The 23626-nt window shown below is 50.5% G+C and carries 20 protein-coding genes; 2 read left to right on the top strand and 18 right to left on the bottom strand.

The window, feature by feature from the left end:
- Window positions 1-62: 62 nt before the first annotated feature.
- Together H6A12_RS08740 and H6A12_RS08735 are read right to left on the bottom strand one after the other, a co-directional pair.
- On the bottom strand, window positions 63-1016 hold the full coding sequence (locus H6A12_RS08740) for an L-lactate dehydrogenase (protein ID WP_204446974.1): 954 nt from the start codon (window positions 1014-1016) through the stop codon (window positions 63-65).
- A 265-nt stretch (window positions 1017-1281) separates the two neighbouring features.
- On the bottom strand, window positions 1282-2295 hold the full coding sequence (locus tag H6A12_RS08735) for a LacI family DNA-binding transcriptional regulator (protein WP_204446972.1): 1014 nt from the start codon (window positions 2293-2295) through the stop codon (window positions 1282-1284).
- An 87-nt stretch (window positions 2296-2382) separates the two neighbouring features.
- Here H6A12_RS08735 and H6A12_RS08730 point away from each other — a divergent pair, with 87 nt between their 5' ends.
- Window positions 2383-4008, top strand: coding sequence for a sulfatase family protein (locus tag H6A12_RS08730; protein WP_204446969.1), 1626 nt, complete (start codon window positions 2383-2385; stop codon window positions 4006-4008).
- Between the two features lie 107 nt (window positions 4009-4115).
- On the top strand, window positions 4116-4235 hold the full coding sequence (locus tag H6A12_RS08725) for a hypothetical protein (protein WP_204446967.1): 120 nt from the start codon (window positions 4116-4118) through the stop codon (window positions 4233-4235).
- Window positions 4236-4456: 221 nt separating this feature from the next.
- Here the strand turns inward: H6A12_RS08725 and H6A12_RS08720 are convergent, their stop codons facing one another.
- From H6A12_RS08720 to H6A12_RS08645, 16 genes are all read right to left on the bottom strand, one after another.
- On the bottom strand, window positions 4457-5350 hold the full coding sequence (locus tag H6A12_RS08720) for a PfkB family carbohydrate kinase (RefSeq protein WP_204446964.1): 894 nt from the start codon (window positions 5348-5350) through the stop codon (window positions 4457-4459).
- Between the two features lie 19 nt (window positions 5351-5369).
- Window positions 5370-6362, bottom strand: coding sequence for an SIS domain-containing protein (locus H6A12_RS08715; RefSeq protein ID WP_204446961.1), 993 nt, complete (start codon window positions 6360-6362; stop codon window positions 5370-5372).
- Window positions 6363-6552: 190 nt separating this feature from the next.
- A complete protein-coding gene (locus H6A12_RS08710) occupies window positions 6553-7935 on the bottom strand; it encodes a glycine--tRNA ligase (protein WP_204446959.1) in 1383 nt (460 codons plus the stop codon).
- A gap of 147 nt (window positions 7936-8082) precedes the next feature.
- On the bottom strand, window positions 8083-8331 hold the full coding sequence (locus tag H6A12_RS08705; protein WP_204446956.1) for a hypothetical protein: 249 nt from the start codon (window positions 8329-8331) through the stop codon (window positions 8083-8085).
- A 66-nt stretch (window positions 8332-8397) separates the two neighbouring features.
- Window positions 8398-9117 carry a 16S rRNA (uracil(1498)-N(3))-methyltransferase gene (locus H6A12_RS08700; protein ID WP_204446954.1) on the bottom strand — a complete coding sequence of 240 codons (720 nt, stop codon included), beginning with the start codon at window positions 9115-9117 and terminating at the stop codon, window positions 8398-8400.
- Window positions 9118-9185: 68 nt separating this feature from the next.
- Window positions 9186-10670, bottom strand: coding sequence for a 4Fe-4S dicluster domain-containing protein (locus tag H6A12_RS08695; protein ID WP_204446952.1), 1485 nt, complete (start codon window positions 10668-10670; stop codon window positions 9186-9188).
- Between the two features lie 6 nt (window positions 10671-10676).
- A complete protein-coding gene (locus H6A12_RS08690) occupies window positions 10677-10943 on the bottom strand; it encodes an NAD(P)H-dependent oxidoreductase subunit E (protein WP_204446949.1) in 267 nt (88 codons plus the stop codon).
- Window positions 10944-11068: 125 nt separating this feature from the next.
- Window positions 11069-11980, bottom strand: coding sequence for an ornithine carbamoyltransferase (argF, locus tag H6A12_RS08685; protein ID WP_204446947.1), 912 nt, complete (start codon window positions 11978-11980; stop codon window positions 11069-11071).
- A gap of 15 nt (window positions 11981-11995) precedes the next feature.
- Window positions 11996-13171, bottom strand: coding sequence for an acetylornithine/succinylornithine family transaminase (locus H6A12_RS08680; RefSeq protein ID WP_204446945.1), 1176 nt, complete (start codon window positions 13169-13171; stop codon window positions 11996-11998).
- 27 nt (window positions 13172-13198) lie between these two features.
- The gene (argB, locus tag H6A12_RS08675) at window positions 13199-14071 is read right to left on the bottom strand and encodes an acetylglutamate kinase (protein ID WP_204446942.1); all 873 of its coding nucleotides are present in this window, start codon (window positions 14069-14071) and stop codon (window positions 13199-13201) included.
- 24 nt (window positions 14072-14095) lie between these two features.
- Window positions 14096-15331 (bottom strand): bifunctional glutamate N-acetyltransferase/amino-acid acetyltransferase ArgJ, encoded by a 1236-nt coding sequence (argJ, locus tag H6A12_RS08670; protein WP_204446939.1) that lies wholly within the window; start codon window positions 15329-15331, stop codon window positions 14096-14098.
- Window positions 15332-15351: 20 nt separating this feature from the next.
- Entirely contained in the window at window positions 15352-16296 is a 945-nt protein-coding gene (gene argC / locus H6A12_RS08665) for an N-acetyl-gamma-glutamyl-phosphate reductase (protein ID WP_204446937.1), read from the bottom strand.
- 16 nt (window positions 16297-16312) lie between these two features.
- The gene (argH, locus tag H6A12_RS08660) at window positions 16313-17701 is read right to left on the bottom strand and encodes an argininosuccinate lyase (protein ID WP_204446935.1); all 1389 of its coding nucleotides are present in this window, start codon (window positions 17699-17701) and stop codon (window positions 16313-16315) included.
- A gap of 79 nt (window positions 17702-17780) precedes the next feature.
- Window positions 17781-18995 (bottom strand): argininosuccinate synthase, encoded by a 1215-nt coding sequence (locus tag H6A12_RS08655; RefSeq protein WP_204446933.1) that lies wholly within the window; start codon window positions 18993-18995, stop codon window positions 17781-17783.
- Window positions 18996-19297: 302 nt separating this feature from the next.
- The gene (locus H6A12_RS08650; protein WP_204446930.1) at window positions 19298-21532 is read right to left on the bottom strand and encodes a DNA gyrase/topoisomerase IV subunit A; all 2235 of its coding nucleotides are present in this window, start codon (window positions 21530-21532) and stop codon (window positions 19298-19300) included.
- A gap of 12 nt (window positions 21533-21544) precedes the next feature.
- Window positions 21545-23542, bottom strand: a complete 1998-nt coding sequence (locus tag H6A12_RS08645; protein WP_204446928.1) for a DNA gyrase/topoisomerase IV subunit B — start codon at window positions 23540-23542, stop codon at window positions 21545-21547.
- Between the last annotated feature and the right edge of the window lie 84 nt (window positions 23543-23626).

The raw sequence follows: 23626 nt of genomic DNA, 5'->3' as shown, positions 1-23626 counted from the left end.
CGCCAAGAAGAATGATAGATTCCTTCTCGGCGGGCGCCGTTTTTTATGTGTTATCGCTTCGTTCAGTCCATTTTCAGGCTGTCAAACGACTCACGCAGGGTATCGCACGAAGCGTCCAGTTTTTTCTGCTCTTCTTCGGTCAGGTTCATCTCCAGCACGCGGCGAACACCGTTGCGGTTGACGACACACGGCACACCGACATACACGCGGTTTTGTCCGTATTCACCGCGAAGCATCGCCGAAACGGTCAGCACGCTGTTTTCATCGCCCAAGATTGCACGGGTGATTCTGGTCATCGCCATACCGATGCCGTAATAGGTTGCACGTTTTGCATCGATGATTTTATATGCAGCAGTACGGACTTCTTCGGAGATATTCTCCATCTCGTCTTCTGTAAATTTTCCGCCGGAATCGCGGCAGACATCGAGAATCGGTTTTGTTGCAAGCATCGCCTGGCTCCACGGCACAAATTCACTGTCACCGTGCTCGCCCATGACATATGCATGCATGTTGCGCGGATCGACACCGAAATAATCACCAAGCAGATAACGGAGGCGTGCAGTGTCAAGTGCGGTGCCTGTACCGAGCACACGGCGCGGATTGAATCCTGAAATCTCACAGGTGATGCGCGTCATGATATCGACCGGGTTGGTTGCCACCAGGAAAATGCCGTTAAATCCCGATTCCGTGACCGGATTGATGATCGAACGGAACACCTCTGCATTGCGCTGCAAAAGGTCAAGCCGTGTTTCGCCCGGTTTCTGTGCGACACCTGCCGCAATCGCAACCACGTCTGCATCGGCGCAGTCCGCATACTCACCGGCATAGATTTTCATATTCGATCCGGCAAACGCCAAACCATGGTTTAAGTCCATTGCCTCGCCCTCAGCGCGTTTTTTGTCCACGTCGATGAGCACGAGTTCATCACAAACGCCCTGATTGAGCATCGAATATGCATAGCTCATCCCCACCATGCCGGTGCCGATCAAAACGACTTTTCTGTTGTTGAATTTCATAGGATACCCTCCGTTTCCCAGCCGGATGCTTGTCCGGCACTGCACTCAAAGCCTCCCAAGCGGGCTTTTCATGTTTATTATACCGCGAATGAACGAAAAAAGCATGAACTTTTTTCGTTTCTTTGAACAATTTTCAACCCAAAAGATTTTGTCACTGTTTGGCCGGTTTTATTCCTGTTTCGATGTGAATTTTTTCTTTGCAAACATTTGTGCAAAATATTGCATCGGCAAAAATTCTATGCTATGATATCACTGTCATCACTTATCAGAGTGCCTTGACAGAATCTCTTTTGACGAGTGTTGTGCCGTACAAGATCTGAACCTTCTTGATGTTATGGTTGTCAATCAGATCAATCAGGCTTCTGATAATAACGGAAGAAATGTTCTCCGTATAGCGTTTGACAGACGTAAGCTGCGGTTCCACACAGCGGCAGATCTCCACATCATCAAACCCAACCAAAGAGATATCATCCGGCACGGAAACATGATTCGCTCGCAGTGCTGTCATCGCGCTGATAGCAAGACGATCGCTGAATGCGAAAATGGCTGTGATTTTCTTATCTTTTAAAAGCTGCTTGGCTGCCGCTTCCCCGCCTTCAATGGTATACGGCGAAAAAACAATTTTGACATTGTCCTTTGACAGATGCAGCTCATCGATTGCTTTATACACGCCTTGCAGACGGTTTTTGGTGACCTCATGATAGGTCGGACCGGAAATGATGCCGATGTGCGTGTGTCCCATCTCTGTCAGATAAGCCATCACCTGATATGCGCCGTCGATGTTATCAAAGTCCACATAGCTTTCCCTGTCATCTGCGCCTATGCCGTTGGTGTTGATAAACGGTACGTTGTATGCGCGGCACAGTTTCTTTGTTTCATCGTTATCACAGGAATCACAGATCACAACGCCGTCAATTTCCCCTGACTTGATCTTTGTATAAATATTGTTCTGCACGCTTTGATTCGGATAATGAAGCGTCGTTACAATCGGCGTATATCCCAGTCGCTCAATTTCAGAAACAACTGCACTGACATCAATGCCCACATGATAGCCGTCAACCGTCAAATCCGGATTTCCCGGTGCAAAGACGGCAATTCGATAAGCCCGCTTGCGCAGCAGCTCTGTTGTCGGGGAAGGTTTATACATCAGCTGTGCAATCGCCTGTTCCACTCGCTGCACCGTTTTCTCGCTGATATTCCCTTTCTGGTTGATGACGCGGGAAACGGTACTCATCGATACACCGGCAAACTCCGCAACATCTTTGAGGGTAATGCTCATTGAATCACCTACTCTAAACGAATTTGATATAAAAATTCTATCTGAAAAAATTTGCATTGTCAACAAACGCAAAAAGGAGTTTTTTCTATGAATCGGCCCAATGTCCTCATTCTCTTATCAGACCAGCAGCGGTTTGATACCGTCTCAGCAGCAGGCTACCCGCACATGCATACGCCCAATTTGGATCGTCTGTGCAGCGAGGGAACGCTGTACCGATGTGCTCACAGCGGAAATCCCGTTTGCATGCCTGCCCGGCATGATCTGATCACCGGATTTCCTGCCCGTGTACACGGCTATTACGCAAACGGAGAAGGAAAACCAATCCGCGATTACCGAGCGCCTACCATCGCTCGTATTTTCTCCGAGAACGGATACCGTACCGTATCGATCGGAAAAATGCATTTCAGTCCCGTGAGAGAGCATCACGGCTTTGACCAGATGATCGCGATGGAGGAACTTCCTGTCATCCGCCAGCAGGACGAATATCTCATGTATCTCAAAAAAGAAGGGCTCGGCGGAATCCAGAACCCGCACGGCGTTCGGCCGCATGTGTATCATATCCCGCAGACTTCGCAGCAGGATGAAGCGCATCACGGCACCACCTGGGTTGCAGACCGTGCCATTGAGTGGCTGACGGAAAATGAAAATCATCCCTTCTTTATGATGTGCGGTTTTATCCAGCCGCATCCGCCATGGAATATTCCCGACAGCTGCAAAGGATGGTATCAGGATATGACGCCGCCGGAAGCCATTCCGGTTTCAAGACTTCCCTTTGAAGATGCGCAAAAATCTCATTGGTTCGGCGACGAAGATTCCATCAAAGAAAAGGAAGCAATCCGCAAGGCATACTACACGGCAGTTTCTATGGTGGACAAGCATGTCGGCCGTATTTTGGATTATCTGCGCGCATCGGGACAGCTTGACAATACGCTGATTATCTACACTTCCGATCACGGTGAAATGCTTCAGGACAAAGGATATTACAGCAAAGAACTGCCCTATGATTCTGCCGTCCGTGTTCCCATGATCGTCCGGTATCCAAAAGCATTTGCGCAAAACAGCGTTTCCGATGCATTTGTGGATCTTCTGGACATCCTTCCAACCTGCCTGCAAGTATGCGGCATTCCGTATCCGGACAGCGATGTATCGCTTTTCGGCAGTTCTTTGACCGAGGAGAGAGATCGTCCCTATCAGTTTGCTGCAAGCGGAGAGCTTCCCCTTCGCTGGGTAATGTGCCGAAACCGCAAGTATAAATATGTGTATCACTACATGGGTGGATATGAAGAGCTGTACGACATGGATGAGCCAGAGGTGGTCAACATCATTGCAAACGGCATTCCGGCAGATCTTTGTGATGTCTATCATGAACTGAAAAAAGAAGCCGTTTCCTACGAAAAGGCCTGGGGAATCGAAGGCGGCGTTTTGGACGATCACTTTATTTCTGTTCCCCGTCAGATCGTGCATCCCAATGTACGAGGTAAGTTTCATTTCTGGGCAAACACACAGATGCAGTCCTTTTACGAGGCGGACACCTATGACCGTGGTGCCGTACTGGAAGCTGAGATGAAAAAAGCGCTGTCAGATGAAGCATTCAGCGCAGCATCTCTCACAGATGTATTTGAGGACGAAGAATGGAAAACGCAATTCGCGGAATGCTTTGCACAGTATACTGATCACGAACCATTCAACAACTTCCCATTTGAATCAAAATAAAAGGAGAAAATGATGATGCTCAAAAAAGATGAATTCGCTTTGACACCGCCTATGGGATGGAACAGCTGGGACTGCTACGGCGCCTCTGTTACCGAGGAGGAACTGTTATGGTACGAGATCTCTGGACACATACCGATCTTGGTGTAACCGCTGATTATGTATTTGCGGATGTACCGTCACATGGTGTATTTTTGGCAAAACTCACCCCTGCCGCAGCGTCCAGATAATCTGCGGTCGTTCGCAGCTTGATTCCCACTGATCACTAAAATAAAAACAGAGACAAACCGACCGTAAAAACATTCTGACAAACGAAAAAGATGCCGTGCACCGCATTTGGCGGTACATGGCATCTTTTTCGTATATGATTTTTTGTACAGAGATTGCCAAAAATCGCGCGTTTGTCATTCGGCTTATTCTTGCCATTCAGACAAAACAGCACGGTTTTTCATTAGAATCCCCGGTTTTCGAGGACAATCGTCTTTTGATATTCCGGCGAGGATTTTAACACAATCCCCGACGGATCGGCTTTTTCGCCGTGTCCGAATGCACCGTTTTCCAAAAGAGCGGTCAGTGCAAACTGTGCGCCGTGCAACGCTGCTTTCTGCATATCGCGTGTTTCAAAATAGGTGAGCAGAAATGCCGCGATATAGGTATCACCTGCGCCTAATGTATCGATGACCGGCTCGGTGGATTTGATTGCCGGCTGGAAAATGCGTTCTTTGCCGTCCGTTACGATCGAGCCGTCCATGCCCATTGTGGTGACAACGATTTTTGTTCCGGCTGCAAGTGCCTTTTTCATCGTTTCGTCAATTTCCTCTTTGGTACAGCCGCTTCCCGAGAAAAACGCCACATCCAGATACGGACACAGCCGGCGGATGCGATCATCGGTATAACCGTCGGAAAAATCCATCGAAATCATAACTTTTCCTTTGACGAGCGGCAAAAGATACGGCAGTTCGCTGTGCACACTTGTGTGCAGCACGTCATACTGCGCGATATAGTCCACGTCGTGGTTGTTGAACAGAAGCTGAACCAGTCCGCAGTCACCGCCGAAGTTATTGCCCACCCAAGTGCGGTCGTTTTCTTCGTTTAAGGTGATGCCGTTTTTCGAGTTGGTGCCGTGAATGCGGCGGACACGCGAAACGTCGAGTCCTTCTTCTTTAAGTGAGCGCATCATCAATTCACCCGCTTCGTCGTCGCCGAAAATGCCGATATATGCCGCTTCTTGCGCACCGGCACGATGACAAAGCACCGGTACATTGACGGAGTTTCCGCCCGGATACATTTTGTTCTGATGGAGATACACGTCAACCGTGTTATCTCCGACACCGATGATCTTCATACAGTCTCCCCTGCCTTTTTTAATACTTCACTTTTCCCATATATCTGCGAATCGAAAGCGGATGTGCACGGCGGGTTGCAAGCGTCTCGCCATACATCTGCATCACGCGGTTCAAAATGACCGGTGCCACAAATTTGCGTACCCGTTCATCAATCGAAGACAGATCAAAATCTTTTGCATCGATTGCAAACACTTTGTCCGAATAGCGCAGCAAAAATTCGAGTGCACGTTCTTCCATCGAACGGGTTTCATCCAAACCGAGCACGCAGAAATAAGGGGTGTTTTTGTCCACCACTTCAAACGGGCCATGGAAGAACTCGCCTGCATGAAATGCTGCCGAGTGAATCCACTGCGCTTCGAGCAGAATGCAGACAGTCATGATGTAGCACATCTGATAGTCCATGCCGGCGCCGGTGGTATAGAAAATCGGCTCGTTATAGTATTTGTCGGCAAACGCCCGCAGCTCCTCTGCACGTTTTGCACGTTCGGTTGCATAGATGTGATCAAGCTGTTCCATTGCATGCTGAATGAGCGGTGTGTAGGAAGTCTGCTCGAGTACGTCCAAAATAGTGAACACCACCTGATATACAGCCGGGAAAATCGTCAAAAAGTTGGGCGGCGGATTCGACGGCTCATCTTCGTAAAACACAACTTCGTCCGCGATGCCGATTGCTTTCTCCGGGAACATGCTGAACGCAATGGTGCGTGCGCCTTTTTCTTTTGCCAGCTGGCATGCCTCCACCGTTTCCGCCGTTGTACCCGAGTAGGAGTTTAACACCACGATCGAGTTCTCCGAAAACCGCTTGGGCGGTGCCTGAACAAATTCTTTCGCCGTATAGATATCGGTTGTGATTTTGTCTGTTTCGCGCTCCAGGATATATTTTCCCGGATTCATTGTTGCACGCGAACCGCCGCATGCAACAAAATACACGGTGTCAAACGGTCTTGATTCAAGCATTGCACGAATCCGTTCAATCGTCGCTTTTACATTTTTGATTTTCTGCTCAAACATCTTGATCCTCCATTAGTAACGTTGCTTAATTAAACGAAAACACTCGATAAATGTGCATTTTTAGAGGTTTCGTCCGATGATGGCTTTATTATAACGCATGCATTTCGCAATGTCAATGACTATTTGTTAAATAACTTAACTTTTTGAATATCAAAACAGCCTGCCACGCTGACAGGCTGTTTTTTATGCATTAAAATGCGGTTTTTTCTTTTAAGAATGCGGTCAATTCGGAAATTGCCACACGCTCCTGTGCCATGGTGTCACGGTCACGGACAGTCACGCAGCCATCCTCAAGTGATTCAAAGTCGAAGGTGATGCAGTACGGTGTGCCGATCTCATCCTGACGGCGGTAACGTTTGCCGATCGAACCTGCGTCGTCAAAGTCGACCATGAACTCTTTTGCGAGCGAAGAGAACACTTCCTGTGCCTGCTCGGACAGTTTTTTCGACAGCGGCAGGACAGCAGCTTTAAACGGTGCAAGTGCCGGATGCAGGCGAAGCACCACGCGGGTGTCGTTTTTCTCCGCGTCAACGACTTCCTCGTCGTATGCGTCGCACAGGAATGCGAGTGCAACACGGTCAGCGCCCAGCGACGGCTCGACAACATACGGGATGTAACGCTCGTTTGTCTCCGGATCAAAGTATTCAAGGCTCTTGCCCGAATGCTCCTGATGACGGCCAAGGTCGTAGTTGGTACGATCTGCAATGCCCCACAGCTCACCCCAGCCAAACGGGAACAGGAATTCGAAGTCGGTGGTTGCTTTCGAATAGAACGAGAGCTCCTCTTTTTCGTGGTCACGCAGACGGAGATTTTCCTCTTTCATGCCGAGCGACAAGAGCCAGTTTTTGCAGAACTCTTTCCAGTATGCAAACCACTCAAGGTCGGTATCCGGTTTGCAGAAGAACTCAAGCTCCATCTGCTCAAATTCGCGGGTACGGAATGTAAAGTTGCCCGGAGTGATCTCGTTGCGGAACGATTTACCCACCTGGCAGATACCAAACGGCAGTTTTTTTCGTGCGGTGCGCTGTACATTTGCGAAGTTTACGAAGATACCCTGTGCCGTTTCCGGACGGAGATAGATCTCGTTTTTCGCATCCTCGGTAACACCCTGGAATGTTTTGAACATGAGGTTAAACTTACGGATATCGGTGAAGTTTGTGCCGCCGCATTCCGGGCAGGTGATGCCTTTTTCTTTGATGAATGCTGCCATCTGCTCATCCGACCAGCCGTTCGGCTCCACACCGGTCTGTTCTTCGATCAGTTTGTCGGCACGGTGACGTGTTTTGCAGTCTTTGCAGTCCATGAGCGGATCAGAAAAGCCGCCGACATGGCCCGAAGCCACCCAAACCTGCGGATTCATCAAAAGCGCTGCGTCGATACCGACGTTGTACGGGCTCTCCTGTACGAATTTTTTCCACCATGCGCGTTTGACGTTGTTTTTGAACTCTACGCCGAGTGGACCGTAGTCCCAAGTGTTCGAAAGGCCGCCGTAGATTTCACTGCCTGCATATACAAAGCCTCTGCCTTTGCAGAGTGCTACGATTTTTTCCATCGTTTTTTCGCTGTTTTGCATAACTGCTCCTCCTGCAACTTATTTTGTCGTATCTTTCATTTTAAAGAATCCACGCGATAAAGTCAAGCATTACGGGCGTTTTGCCGCCTGTAAACCAAAAAAACAGGCAGGATTTTTTCGTTTCCTGCCTGTTTTTTCAGCGTTTCATCAGAATTTAATGTCTTCTTCCTCATCGGAAGCCGGTTCTTCTGCTTCCTCCGGCTCTTCGTCTGATGCAAGGATGTCCCCGTCTGCAAACGCATCCTCGTCGTCATAGTACACGCTTGCATCATAATCGAGCTGATTGCTGATCGATTTTGCTTTCTTTCTGAAAAATGCCGCAACCGCTACTGCTGCACCCACAACTGCTGCAACGCCAGCTGCTACTGCAATGATGATTTTTTTCTTATTATCCATGCCGGACACCCCTTTCCTTTGGTAGTTCTATTATACGCCTGTTTTGGTCTTTCGTGCAAGTGTTCTTTATAAAATTTCAAATTCGTTCATAATCCGTGATAAAGCGACAATCGGCGCCGTTTCACAGCGCAGAATGAGCTTGCCGAGTGTTGCACACGGGACACCTGCGTCATTAAGTTTTTGAATTTCCTCCTCGGAAAATCCGCCCTCACTGCCGACAAACACAGACACCGCCGTGTCATCAGAAGAAACGAGCGACCGGATTGGTGCGCCGCCATGCTCATAGCAGACCATCGCCTTTTCGCCCTTCATCCGCTCCACCGCTTCGCCGAATGTCAAAAGCGGCTCCACTTCGGGCAGAATCCCGCGGCCGCACTGCTTTGCCGCCTCGGCTGCAATACGATTCAGCCGCACGCGCTTTTTCTCAAACGATGCACGATCCACTTTGACCACACAGTACCGCGTCAGCACCGGTACGATCTTTGCCGCGCCCAGTTCCACTGCTTTCTGCACAATAAAATCGAGCTTATCGCCCTTTGGCAGCGCCTGATACAGCGTGACGGTCTGGCTGGGTTCTGCCGCGCAGTCGCGGTGATCTTCCGTGCGCAGCATGACCGCATCCGCAGACACCGATTCTACAATACCGGTACATTCTCTGCGCTGTTTATTGCACAGCGTCACCGTATCGCCCACGCGCACCCGCAGTACACGCGAAAGATGCTTGGCATCCTCTCCGGTCAGGCAGACCTGTTCTTCTTCAATCGAATCCACAAAAAAGCGCGGCATGATCGTTTCTCCTTTTTCACTGAACGAAAAACGGACGGAAGCCCGTCCGTTTTTTCTTTTCGGTTTTCTTATTTCTGCTCTTTGTCGAAGCGGTTTTCATACGGCGATTCTTCCGCAAACTTCTTGACAAGTGCTGCCGATTTGACCGGTGCTTGAATGGTGCCTGCGCCGCCGACACAGCCGCCTGTGCAAGCCATGCCCTCGATCAAATAGCCGTTGCGTTTGCCCGCTTTTGCAAGCATGAGCATCTTCTTGCAGTTTGCAAGACCTTCCGCACGGTCAATCAGCACGGTCTTGTCCGGATGGGTGCGTTTGATGCAGCTTACAACTGCAGCTGCAACGCCGCCCGAAACCGCATAGTTACGGCCGGTCGAAGATGCTGCATCGTCCGGATTCATCTCTGCTTCTTCCGTAAAGTCGATGTCTTTTGCCGCAAGAATGCCCATCAGCTCTTCGTAGGTGATGACATAATCGACGTCACTGCGCACGGTACGGCGGAATGCCTCGAGTTTTTTCGATGCGCACGGGCCGATGAAGCAGACACGGACGTTCGGATCTTCTTCTTTGATTTTGCGTGCCGTTGCAACCATCGGTGTAAGCGACATGGATACGCATTTGGAAAGGTCCTCGCCGAGTACCGATTTTGCGAATACCGACCACGACGGGCAGCAGGAGGTTGCCAGGAACGGAAGCTCTTCCGGCACGCGCTCCAAAAATTCCTCTGCCTCGGAAACGGAAACATCATCCGCACCGACTGCAACTTCGCGTACATCTGCAAAGCCGAGTGCCAAGAGCGCTGCTTTTACTTTTGCCGGAGTAGCAAGCGGGCCGAACTGGCCGACGAATGCCGGTGCCACTTCTGCGATGACTTTTTTGTCGCTCTTGAGCGCCAAGATCAGCTGCAGAATCTGCGATTTGTCTGCGATTGCCGCAAACGGGCATGCAACCAGACACTGACCGCAGGAAACACATTTATCATAATTGATTTTTGCACGGCCTAATTCATCGCTCTCGATTGCGCCGACGCCGCAGGCTGCTGCACACGGACGCTCGCGTTTGATGATTGCGTGATACGGACAGGTATCTGCACAGCGTCCGCATTTCAAACATTTTTCTTTATCGATCACAGATTTGCCGTTTACAATCGACACTGCTTTGACCGGGCAGACACTGCTGCACGGATGTGCAAGACATCCCTGACAGTTGTCCGACACCTCATAGCAAGTCGTTTCACACGAATTGCAGGCAAACGGAATCACATTGATGAGCGGAAGCTCAAACACCCGCTCGGTTGTGATTGCTTTTCCGAAATCTTTGGAGATCGGTGCGTGCTCGCCGGCGGAACGAAGATTCAATCCACATGCCAGCCGGATGCGCTCCGCAACGATTGCACGCTCTTTAAATACGCTTTCACGATACGATGCAACTTCGCCTTTGATAATCTCGTACGGCAGCTGATCGACACGGTCAAATTCTCCGCTGAACGCAATCTGCGCTACTTTTTTGAAAATCTGCCGTCTGATCTGAACAACAGGTGTATAAATTCCTCTCATAATCCCTTAACCTTTCGCAATTTTTGAAATGATTTTCGCCATCACTGCATCACTTGTTGCTTTTTCAATCGGCTCACCGTCAACAACCACCAGCGGTGATGCATCTTTACATGTGCCGTCACACAGCTTTTCTGTTGCATTCACCCGAACCGATGTGTCGAAGCGGAGCTGATTTTTAAGCTTTTGCAAGCTTTTGACTGATTCTGCAATCTCCAGCGCACCGTTCATGACGCACTGAGTACATACGCAGACGTTGACATCCAGACGTTTCATTCTGCTCCTCCTGCTCTTTCGTTAATTATAGGTGTGGTTTGTTCACATTCTGTTCTAAATTATACACGAAAAGCGGGAAAACGTCAACAAAGCCCAGACGTTTTCCCGCTTTTTTCTTGTAGGTTTTATTTGTTAGCCAAAAGCTTCACCAAAACTGCTTTTTGTGCGTGCAGGCGGTTTTCTGCCTCGTCAAAAATCTCGTTTGCATGTGCTTCAAACACCTCGGCGGTAATCTCCTCACCGCGGTGTGCCGGCAGGCAGTGGAGCACCATTGCATCCGGTTTTGCAAGCTTCATGATCTCGTCGTTGACCTGATAGCCGGCAAAATCGACACGGCGTTTGTCTGCCTGTGCCTCGTCGCCCATCGAAGCCCACACGTCGGTTTCGACCACGTCGGCATCTTTTGCAGCCACTTTCGGATCGTCGGTCAGCTCAAACTGATCGCCGTATTCTTCTGCAAATGCAAGAATCTGCGGATTGTACGGATAGCTTTTCGGTGTTGCGACGCTTACGCGCATGCCCATTTTCAAGCAGCCGACAATCAGTGAGTTCGACATGTTGTTTGCGTCGCCGATGAAGCAGAGTTTTAAGCCGGCAAGCGTTGTTTTATGCTCGCGGATTGTCATTAAGTCGGCGAGGATCTGGCACGGATGTGCAAAATCAGTCAGACCGTTGATGACCGGAATCGAGCCGTATTCTGCAAGCTGCTCGACTTCTTCCTGTGCAAAGGTGCGGATCATGATACCGTCACAGTAGCGCGACAGCACGCGTGCCGTATCGCAGACCGGCTCGCCGCGTCCGATCTGCAGCTCCGAAGAGCTCAAAAACAGTCCGTGGCCGCCAAGCTGATCCATACCCACCTCAAACGAAACGCGGGTACGTGTCGATGCTTTTTCAAAAATCATTGCAAGTGTTTTTCCTGCCAGATGTTTGTGCTCAATGCCGTTTTTGTGCTCGTATTTAAGCTGATCGGCTAAGTTTAAAAGCTCTGTGATCTCCTCTGCGGAAAGATCGAGCAGTTTCAATAAATGTTTCATCAGAAATTCTCCCCTTTATGCATTCAGTACCGAGATGAGACGCTCGACGCCCTCGGTCAGTTCTTCCCACGAAATGGACAGCGGCGGCAGCAGGCGAATTTTATTTTTCGCCGTCAAAACGATGACACCCGCTTCAATGCACTGTGCACACACTTTAGCCGCTTCTTTTGTCTTGAGCGAAATACCAAGCATCATGCCGAGTCCGCTCACGCCTGTGACTTCTTCGCAGGCAAGCAGCTTGCGTTTTAAAAAGACGCCTTTTTTCTGCACTTCGAGCAAAAATGACGGATCGCTCACGCGCGACACCACAACCTTTGCACCGGCGCATACGACCGGATTGCCGCCGAATGTTGTGCCGTGATCGCCGTAAGAGAGTACATTGCATGTTTTTTCGTTCGCAAGTACGGCACCGATCGGCAAGCCGCCGCCAAGTCCTTTTGCCAGCGTCACAACATCGGGTTTGACCCCAAGCTGTTCGCAGGCAAGCAACGTGCCGGTACGTCCCATGCCGGTCTGCACTTCATCGGCAATCAGCAAAAGATCATGTGCCGCGCAGTAGTCGGCGACTTCTTTTAAGAAATCTGCGTCCAGCTCCATGACACCGCCTTCGCCCTGCACCGGCTCAAACATCACCGCACAGAAGCCGCCTTGAGCGAGCACTGCCTTGACTGCATCAAAATCGTTTGCAGGCGCATAAGAAAAGCCCTCTGTAAACGGATAAAAATGCGTGTGGAATACATCCTGTCCCGTTGCGGCAAGCGTTGTGACTGTCCGTCCGTGAAACGAATTGACAAGCGTTAAAATCCGGTTGCGGCAAGCCTGTTCGCCATAGCAGTCTGCGCTGTATTTACGCGCAATTTTAATGGCGCATTCGTTTGCTTCCGCACCTGAATTTTGAAACAGCACCTTCTGATAGCCGGTTTTCTCGCACAGCATCTGTGCAAGCTCTGCATCCGGTGCGCTGTAGTAAAGATTTGATGTATGCTGCAGGGTATGCGCCTGTTTCGAAACGGCGTCTGCCCATTCTTTGTCGCAGTAGCCGAGCGAATTGACGCCGATGCCGCTGCCCAGATCGATATATTCTTTTCCCGATTCATCCGTACACACCGCACCGCTGCCCTGTTTGATGCAGAGATTCTGCCGGCGGTATGTCCCCATGATATACTGCCGGTCCAATTCAAAAATGTTCATGTGTTCTCCCGCCTTTATCTTCGCTGTTTAAAGCACCATGGTACCGATGCCTTCGCTTGAAAGCATCTCGTTTAAAATGGCGTGCGGAATACGTCCGTCGATGATGAACGCACGCTTGACACCACGGCGCACCGCTTCGACACAGCAGTCCACTTTCGGGATCATGCCGCCGCCGATAATTCCCTCTTTGATGAGTTTCGGCACTTCGCTCACCTGTACCACCGGAATGAGCGATTCTTCGTCGTCTTTGTCACGCAAAAGACCGCGTGTATCGGTCATCAGGATGACGTTTTCCGCATTCAGCTTCGCTGCGATTTTCGCCGCTGCGGTATCTGCATTGATGTTATACAGTGTAGAATCCTCGCCGATGCCGATTGTCGATACGACCGGCACATAGCCGTTTTGGAGCGCATCAAGAATCGGTTCGGTATTCACATCGGTAATTTCGCCGACAAATCCCAAATCCACGTCGCCTTCAAGCTTTTTGGCTTCGATCATGCGGCCGTCCATACCGCAAAGGCCGAGTGCTTTTCCGCCGGACTGACCAAGCAGCGACACCAAGTCCTTGTTTACCTTGCCGGCAAGCACCATCTGCACGACTTCCATTGTCTGTGCGTCGGTGTAACGAAGGCCGCCGACGAATTTCGGCTCGATCCCGAGTTTTTTGAGCATGCTGTTAATTTCCGGGCCGCCGCCGTGCACCAATACCACTTTGATGCCGACAAGCGACAGCAGCACGATATCGCGCATAACCGCTTCCTTGAGCGCCGGATCACTCATCGCCGCGCCGCCGTATTTGATCACGACGATTTTATTATAATATTTTTGAATATACGGAAGTGCATCCACCAGCACGCGTGCACGCAATTCCTCGGAAATAACCTTTTTAAGCTGTTCCATGTGTTCCCCTCTTTTATCGTTTCATCACGTATGATAGTCGGCGTTGATTTTTACATAATCATACGTCATGTCACAGCCCCACGCAACCGCATGGAACGCGCCGTCGCCGAGTGTGACATGAATTGTGATCTCATCCGGCACGAGCACTTCCTGTGCCGCATTCGGATCAAATGTGGTGCCGCGGCCGTTCTGGCACACGCACACACTGCCGGCTTTCGAAGAAAGCGTCACGTTCACAGTGTCCGGCGACACATCGGCATCCGCATAGCCGACCGCGCACAAAATCCGTCCCCAGTTTGGATCTTTGCCGAACATCGCACATTTAAACAGCGTCGATGTGATGACCGATTTTGCAACGGTCCGTGCTGTATGATCGTCCGGTGCACCGTCTACCACGCATTCGAGCAGTTTTGTCGCACCCTCGCCGTCTTTCGCAATCATACGGGAAAGATTCATCAGCACGACGTACAGCGCGTTTGCAAACGTACGGTAATCGTCGCTGTCGACATCCATGATCGGTTTGTTTTTCGCAAGCGACGACGAAAGGAGCAGTACGGTGTCGTTTGTGGAGGTATCGCCGTCCACCGAAACCATGTTGAACGTATCGTTTGTCACCTGCGACAGTGCAAACTGCAAAAGCGGCTGATCGATGCACGCATCGGTTGTCAAAAAGCAAAGCATCGTCGCCATATTCGGATGAATCATGCCGCTGCCCTTTGCCATGCCGCCGATCGTAACGGTTTCTCCGCCGATTGTCACCTGCACGGCATATTCTTTTTTGACGGTGTCGGTCGTCATAATCGCACGGGAAGCTTCTTTGCTGCCTTCACGCGAAAGACCTTTGACCAGCGCGGGTACCGCGTCGCGGATCGGCTCAATCGGCAATACCTCGCCGATCACGCCGGTCGATGCCACAGCCACCTCATGGGTGTTGATGTTTAAGCACTGTGCCGCAATCGCACACATCTGCTCGGCTTTATATTCTCCGTCGATATTGCACGTGTTGGCATTGCCGCTGTTGACAATGACCGCACGGATGTCGCCCTGTGCCAAGTGCGCCTTCGTCACGGCGATCGGTGCGCCTTTGACTTTATTCTGTGTATAGACTGCCGCCGCTTTGCACGGCGTTTCGCTGTAAATCAGCGCCAGATCGGGTGCATCGCTCGCTTTGCGCAATCCGCAGTGCACACCGTTTGCCACAAAGCCGGGTGCGGCACACACGCCGCCCGGAATCACCGGCAAATCTTTAAACGCAATCATTTGTTTCCCTTCTTCTCTCTTTATTCAAGTCCTGTTGCCTCATCGATGCCGAGCATCAGGTTTAAGCACTGCACCGCAGCGCCCGAGGCACCTTTTCCTAAGTTATCAAACTGTGCAGTCACCGTCATGCGGTCATCGTTACCGCATACATAAAGCCGCATTTCGTTTGTCCCTGCCAGCGGATTTGCCGCAAGGAAGCCGCCCGTCTGAGTTTCAGCCGAAAGCGGCATCACTTTGACAAAATGCGCGTTCTCATAATGCGCGCTCAGCATCTCATGCAGTGATGCAAGATTGATTGTACGCGACAGACACCGTCTGTGAATCGGAATCGTCACGAGCATGCCGTTATAATAATCGCTCACCATCGGCGAAAAAATCGGTTCAGTGAGCAATCCGGAAATTGCTTTCATCTCACGCAGATGCTTGTGCTGCTGCGTCATCGCATACATCCGCGGCGCATCAAAACAGCTGTCACGGTTTTCTTCCTCATATTGTGCGATCATTTTTTTGCCGCCGCCGCTGTATCCGCTCACGGCAAAACAGCTCACCGGATAGTCGCGCGGCAGAATATTCGCCTGCACGAGCGGATAGACAATCGCCGCAAACCCGCTCGCATAGCATCCGGGAACAGCCACGCGCTTTGATGAAATAATCGCGTTTCGGTGCGCGTCCGACAATTCCGGAAAACCGTATGCCCAGCCCGGCGCTGTCCGGTGTGCGGTCGATGCGTCGATGATGCGTACCGTATCGCTTTGCACAAGCGACACCGCCTCAATCGCCGCCGCATCCGGCAAGCACAAAAACGTCACATCCGACGCATGAATGCATACAGCACGTGCCGCCGGATCTTTCCGCTTCTCCGGCGGAATTTCGATCAGTTCGATATCACTGCGGTTTGCAAATCGTTCGAAAATCTGCAAACCGGTCGTTCCCTCCTGACCGTCGATAAATACTTTCGTTTTCATTCCGTTTCGCCTCGATTCACTCTGCGTCATACGATGCGAGTTTTTTCTGCATCGCTTCGATCTGTGCTTTAACGCGTGCAGGCGCCGGTCCGCCCTCAACATCTCTGCCGTTTACGCAGGTATCGAGGTTGATTGCATCATACACATCGTCCGCAAACAGATCGCACACGTCCTTGTACTCCTCAATCGGCAGTGTTTCAAGCACTTCACCGGTGCGGATGCAGTGTGCCACGAGTGTGCCGACCGCCTTATATGCATCGCGGAACGGCAGACCTTTTTTCACCAGATAGTCAGCGCAGTCGGTTGCGTTGATAAAGCCTTTTGCAGCTGCACGGCGCATATTCTCCGGCAGAACGGTCATGGTCTTTAACATCGGTATGAAGGTTTTGACACACAAAATCACGGTGTCGCACGCGTCAAACACAGCTTCCTTGTCCTCCTGCATATCTTTATTGTATGCGAGCGGAAGGCCTTTCATCATCGTGAGCAATGTCACAAGATCACCGATCACACGGCCCGTTTTTCCGCGGACAAGCTCGGCGATATCGGGGTTTTTCTTCTGCGGCATGATCGACGAGCCGGTTGCATATGCGTCGTCGAGTTCAATAAATTTAAACTCCCAGGAGCACCACAGGATGATTTCCTCACAGAAACGCGACAGATGCATCATGAGAATCGACAGCGCACTCGCAATTTCGATGCAGAAATCACGGTCGGACACGCCGTCCAGGCTGTTCTGCGTCACGCCGGAAAAGCCGAGCAATTTTGCCACCATCTGACGGTCAATCGGATACGTTGTGCCGGCAAGCGCACCGCTGCCGAGCGGCATTTCATCCATGCGTGCAGTGGCGTCCGACAATCTCGTCAAATCCCGATAGAACATCTGCGCATATGCCATCAGATGATGCGCAAATGTAATCGGCTGTGCCCGCTGCAAATGCGTATAACCGCTCATGACGGTATGCGTGTGCTCAGAAGAAATCTCGCAGATTGTTTCTACGAGTGTTTTGGTCAGCGTTTTGATTTCTTTTACGGTGTCGCGCAGATACATGCGCACATCGAGCGCCACCTGATCGTTGCGGCTTCTTGCCGTATGCAGACGCTTGCCTGTATCGCCAAGGCGAGCAGTCAGCTCTGCTTCCACAAACATGTGAATATCTTCAGCGGTCGGGTCAATCGAAAGTGCACCCGACTGCAAATCTTCAAGAATCGAGGAAAGTCCCGCACAGATTGCGTCAGCTTCTGACTGTGCAATGATTCCCTGTGCGCCGAGCATCGTTGCGTGCGCGATACTGCCCTTAATATCCTGTACAGCCATCCGCTGATCGAACGCAATCGACGAGTTAAAATCGTTGACGGCTTCGTCCTCTTCTTTCGAAAACCGTCCTGCCCACATTTTTGCCATACGTTCCTCCGTTTTCGACAAAGGATCAAAACAGAAACTGCTTTGATCCTTCTTGCCGTTTTTTGTATCGTGTTTTCTCTTATTTGAGTTTCTTTTCGTCGAGCAGTGCTTTCACCTTGATCGGCAGACCGAACAGGTTGATGAATCCTGCGGAATCGTTCTGATCGTACACATCGTCCTCACCGAATGTTGCGATCTCTTCGCTGTACAGCGAGTACGGAGAAGTCACGCCTGCGTTGATGATGTTGCCTTTGTAGAGTTTGAGTTTTACATCACCGGTGACGGTTTCCTGTGTTTTGTCAACGAATGCGCTGAGTGCTTCGCGCAGCGGAGTGTACCACTGGCCGTCATAAACGATATCTGCAAATTTTAAAGCAATCTGCTGTTTATAGTGCTGGGTTGCTTTGTCGAGGCAGAGTGTCTCGAGCACGTCGTGTGCACGGTAGAGAATGGTTCCGCCCGGTGTTTCGTATACGCCGCGCGATTTCATGCCGACTAAGCGGTTTTCGACGATATCTGCAAGACCGACGCCGTTTGCGCCGCCCAATTTGTTGAGTTCTTTGACGAGATCTGCGCCTTTCATCGAAACGCCGTTCACTGCGGTCGGAACGCCTTTTTCAAAGTGGATGGTGACATAGGTCGGAACGTCCGGTGCCTGCTCCGGCGATACGCCCATTTCCAAGATTTCGTTGTATTTCGGCTCGTTTGCCGGGTCCTCAAGGTCAAGACCCTCATGCGAGAGGTGCCAGAGGTTTTTGTCTTTCGAATAGTTTGTTTCGCGGTTGATTTTCAGCGGAACGTTGTGTGCTTCTGCATAGTCGATCTCCTCGTCACGCGATTTGATGTCCCAGATGCGCCACGGTGCGATGATCGGCATGGTCGGTGCAAATGCTTTGATGGTCAGCTCAAAACGAACCTGGTCGTTGCCTTTGCCGGTGCAGCCGTGGCAGATTGCGTCTGCGCCCTCGGCTTTTGCGATTTCAACGAGCCGTTTTGCGATAACCGGACGAGCAAACGAAGTACCCAGCAGGTAAAGACCTTCGTAAACTGCGCCGGCTTTTAATGTCGGGAAGATGAAGTCTTCAACGAATTCATCCTGCAGATCTTCGATATACAGTTTGGATGCGCCGGTTTTTAATGCTTTTTCTTCAAGACCGTCTAACTCATCTGCCTGGCCGACGTTTGCTGCAACGGCAATAACTTCGCAGCCATAGTTCTCTTTGAGCCACGGAATGATGATGGATGTATCAAGACCACCCGAATATGCGAGTACGACTTTTTTATACTGTGCCATGATTGATTTCCTCCAGTTATTTTTCTGTTGTTGATGTATATTATACATCGATTCACGCAAAAATCAAGTGTTTTATGCATAAAATTCGAATAATTATTCATATTCAGCAACATGCTGTATGAATGCAATCAAACTCTATATGAATTTGTGCATTTTATAAATGAATTTGCGCGTATATTTTTAAAACAGCGGCATATGATATGGTTACCGCAGAAATTATTCGTTGTGTTTGCGTTTCTGCGGAAAACGGGAGACTGCATTCTTTGCAGTTCTCCCGTTTTTTTATGCAATTTCATCTGCTTTTATGCAAGTGTCAGCTGTTCGCCCTCATCTTCATCGCGGATGAGCGCGCCGGTCGACGGCAATGATTTTGCACGGAACCGATGCGCATTGCGTGCAGACGCTTCATCAAACAGTGTCACCTCAGTGACAAAATGGTTTTTCTTCACCGTCATGGCGACAACGCCCTGGGTATCGCGCGTTGTTTTCGGCAGAAGCATCGCGGTATCGAACACAAGGCGCCGTTTTGCCGTTGTGGTGAGCGAAAGTTCTGCATCCTCGGTTAAGCACAGCGCCGCAACAAGCGGAAATTTTGCGCAGTATGCATTCGCAAGCTTTTTGCGCTTTGTCTTTGTTTCATATGCCGAAAGCGGCACCTTTGCGACACGTCCGTTATCAAACGCAAACAGCATGAATCCGCTGTAATCGGTTGTGACCACCATCGACACAATCGTTTCGTCCGGATCAAACGACAGCTTTGCCGGAATATAATCACCCAAGAGGCTGGCTTTCGTATCGTCAAACTCGCTTGCGCGTGTTTTATATACCTGGCACTGATTCGTAAAGAACAGAATGTGCGCGCTGCCGATTGTTTCGACATGATCTTTGATACTGTCGCCTTCTTTGAGCTTTTGGTCGCCGCTCATGCGCAGCGACTGCGGACGGATTTTTTTGAAATAACCCTCGCTCGTCAAGAACAGGTGCACCGGATCGTTATCGACTGCTTCTTCCTCGGTTTCGTCGGCAATCTCGTCGGCATAAATAAACATCGTACGCCGCGGTTCGCCGTATTTGTCCATGACCCGTTTTAAATCCTTGATGATGAGCGCGTCGATTTTTTTCGGATCGGCGAGTGTTTCCTCCATCTCGCGGATCTCGTCTTTCAAATTGCCGATTTCCTCGGTGCGCTTTAAGATATATTCACGGTTTAAGTGGCGGAGTTTGATTTCCGCAACATATTCCGCCTGAATCTCGTCGATGCCGAAACCGATCATCAAGTTCGGTACGACCTCGCGCTCTTCCTCGGTTTCCCGCACAATCCGTACCGCTTTGTCGATATCGAGCAGAATCTGCGCAAGACCGTTTAACAGATGCAGCTTGTCGCGCTTTTTATTCAGGTCAAAGTAAATGCGCCGGCGCACACAGCCCGCACGGAATGCACCCCATTCGGTGAGAATTTCCCGCACGCCCATAACACGCGGATTGCCGGAGATGAGCACATTGAAATTACACGAGAAATTGTCCTGAAGCGGTGTCAGACGGTAAAGCTTCTGCATGAGCTTATCCGGGTCCTGACCGCGCTTTAAGTCGAGTGTGAGCTTTAAGCCCTGCAAATCCGTTTCATCGCGCAGGTCGGAAAGCTCGCGCACCTTGCCGTCTTTGACGAGGTCGACGATCTTGTCCATGATCGCCTCGACGGTCGTAGTCGGCGGAATTTCTGTGATTTCAATGCAGTTGTTCTGCCGGTCATACTGATATTTCGCACGAATTTTAAAGCTGCCGCGTCCGGTCGAAAGAATCTTTTCAAGCTCTGCACGGTCATACAGCAAAAACGCGCCGCCCGGGAAATCCGGTCCTTTGATCGTCTGCGACACGTCGTGCGACGGGTCTTTTAACAGCGCAATCATCGTTTCGCACACTTCTTTTAAATTGAACGGACAAATGCTCGATGCCATCGACACTGCAATACCGATGTTTGCATTCACAAGAATCGACGGAAACGTTGCCGGCAGCAATGTCGGCTCTTTGGTCGTGTTATCATAGTTCGGGACAAAATCGACGGTGTCGCGGTCAATCTCCGAAAACAGCTCTGCACAAATCGGCGAGAGCTTTGCCTCCGTATAACGTGATGCCGCAAACGCCATATCACGCGAATATGCCTTACCGAAGTTACCCTTCGAATCGACATACGGATGCAAAAGCGCTTCATATCCCTTTGAAAGGCGCACCATCGTTTCATAAATCGCCTGGTCGCCATGCGGATTTAACCGCATCGTCTGACCGACGATGTTCGCAGATTTTGTGCGCGAATCGTTTAAAAGTCCCATTTTATACATTGTGTATAATAATTTGCGGTGTGACGGCTTGAATCCGTCGATTTCCGGGAGCGCACGCGAGATGATGACACTCATCGCATACGGCATATAGTTCTCGCGCAGTGTCTGTGTGATCGGCTGATCGACGACAATGCCCGCACCCGCAATATATGCGTCGCTGTTCGTTTTCCGAACGGCAACTTCTTTTTTCTTCTTTGCCATGGTGCGCCTCCTTTACGAAATATCGGCCAGCTCTAAGTAGTCCTGCCCGTTTTGTGCGATATAATCTTTTCTGCCCTGCAAATCGTCGCCCAAAAGCAGGTCAAACACCTGTGCCGTCTCCTCGACATCCTCAGGCATAACGCGAATGAGCCGTCTTGTTTCCGGGTTCATTGTAGTCAGCCACATCATGTCCGCCTCGTTTTCACCCAGACCTTTTGACCGCTGAATCGTGTATTTCTGGCCTTCGATCTCTTTTAAGATCTCTGCTTTTTCCGACTCGGTATAGGCAAAGTACGTCTTTTCGCCTTTTTTGCCCTTGGTCGTGATCTCAAACAGCGGCGACTCCGCGATATAGACATAGCCTTTTTTAATGAGTGTCGGCGTGAGTCTGTAAAGCATCGTGAGGATCAGCGTACGGATCTGGAATCCGTCGACGTCGGCATCGGTACAGATAATGACTTTGTTCCAGCGCAGGCTGTCCAAATCAAATGAAGAGAGCGACTTGTTCGCCTTGCTGTGCACCTCGACACCGCATCCCAGCACTTTGATAACGTCGGTGATGATCTCGCTTTTGAAAATTTTCGCGTATTCGGCTTTTAAGCAGTTTAAAATCTTGCCGCGTACCGGGATGACTGCCTGAAATTCGGCGTCACGTCCCTGCTTGCACGCACCGAGCGCCGAATCACCCTCCACGATATACAGCTCGCGGCGTGTAAGATCTTTTGTACGGCAGTCGACGAATTTCTGCACGCGGTTAGACAGATCAAGTGTGCCGCGCAGTTTGCTTTTGATGGCAACGCGCGTTTTCTCAGCGTTTTCACGGCTCCGCTTGTTGATAAGCACCTGCTCGGCGATTTTTTGTGCCTCATCCGGATTTTCGATAAAATACACCTCAAGCTGATGCTTTAAAAACTCGGTCATCACCTCGTAGATAAACTTGTTGTTGATCGACTTTTTCGTCTGGTTTTCATACGACGTCATCGTCGAGAACGAGGATGACACAAGCACCAGACAATCCTCGATATCGGTAAACAGCGGCTTTGACTCGCCTTTTAAATACTTGTTGTTCTGTTTTAAATACTGGTCAATCTGCGACACAAATGCCTGCCGCACCGCACGGTCCGGCGAACCGCCGTGTTCAAGCCAGCTCGAGTTGTGGTAGTACTGAATTTCGCTCACACGGGTTGAAAATGCCATCGCACACGAAAGCCGCACTTTATACTCCGGTTTATCGGGACGGTCCTTGCCGCGGCGCTCCGTTTCAAAATACTGCACGGACGTAAGCGCATCCTCACCTGCAAGTTCTTTGACATAGTCGGCAATGCCGTTTTCATAATAATATTCCGTCTCCTGCATGCCGTCGGCCGTTTCATTGCGGAAAATAAACCGCAGTCCCTTGTTGACGACCGCCTGGCGTCTTAGTACATCCTCATAATAGGAAACGGGAATATCAATGTCGGTGAACACCTCGGTATCGGGACGCCAGCGCGTGCGCGTACCGGTCTGACGGCGATTCGTCGGCTTCTTTGAAAGCCCGCCGACGTTTTCGCCCTTTTCGAAGTGGAGATTGTACAAAAAGCCGTCGCGGACAATCTCGACATCCATCCACTCGGAGGCATACTGTGTCGCACACGCACCGAGTCCGTTTAAGCCGAGCGAATATTCATAGTTTTCGCCGCCGTTTGTGTTGTATTTGCCACCGGCATACAGCTCGCAGTAGACAAGCTCCCAGTTGAAACAGCCGGCCGATTCGTTATAGTCGACCGGACAGCCGCGTGCAAAGTCCTGCACCTCGATGCTCTTGTCGGCAAAACGTGTGACGATGATCCGATCGCCGAATCCTTCGCGTGCTTCGTCGATCGAGTTTGACAAAATCTCAAAAACCGCGTGTTCACATCCCTCAAGCCCGTCCGAACCAAACATGACGCCCGGACGAAGACGCACGCGGTCGGCGCCTTCGAGCTTTATAATGCTGTCATTTCCATAAGTCGGTTTTGTTTTTCTCGGCATGGAATCCTCCTGTATTTCATAAAAGGCGCGAACGCCTGTTTTTTTGCATTTTATAGTATATACCTGAAAAAGCCGGTTTGTCAA

The organism is Merdimmobilis hominis, assembly GCF_016901855.1.
Classification (GTDB): Bacteria; Bacillota; Clostridia; order Oscillospirales; family Ruminococcaceae; genus Paludihabitans.
Note: the sequence above shows the minus strand (reverse complement) of the source record. Positions and strands in the feature narration are given on the sequence as shown.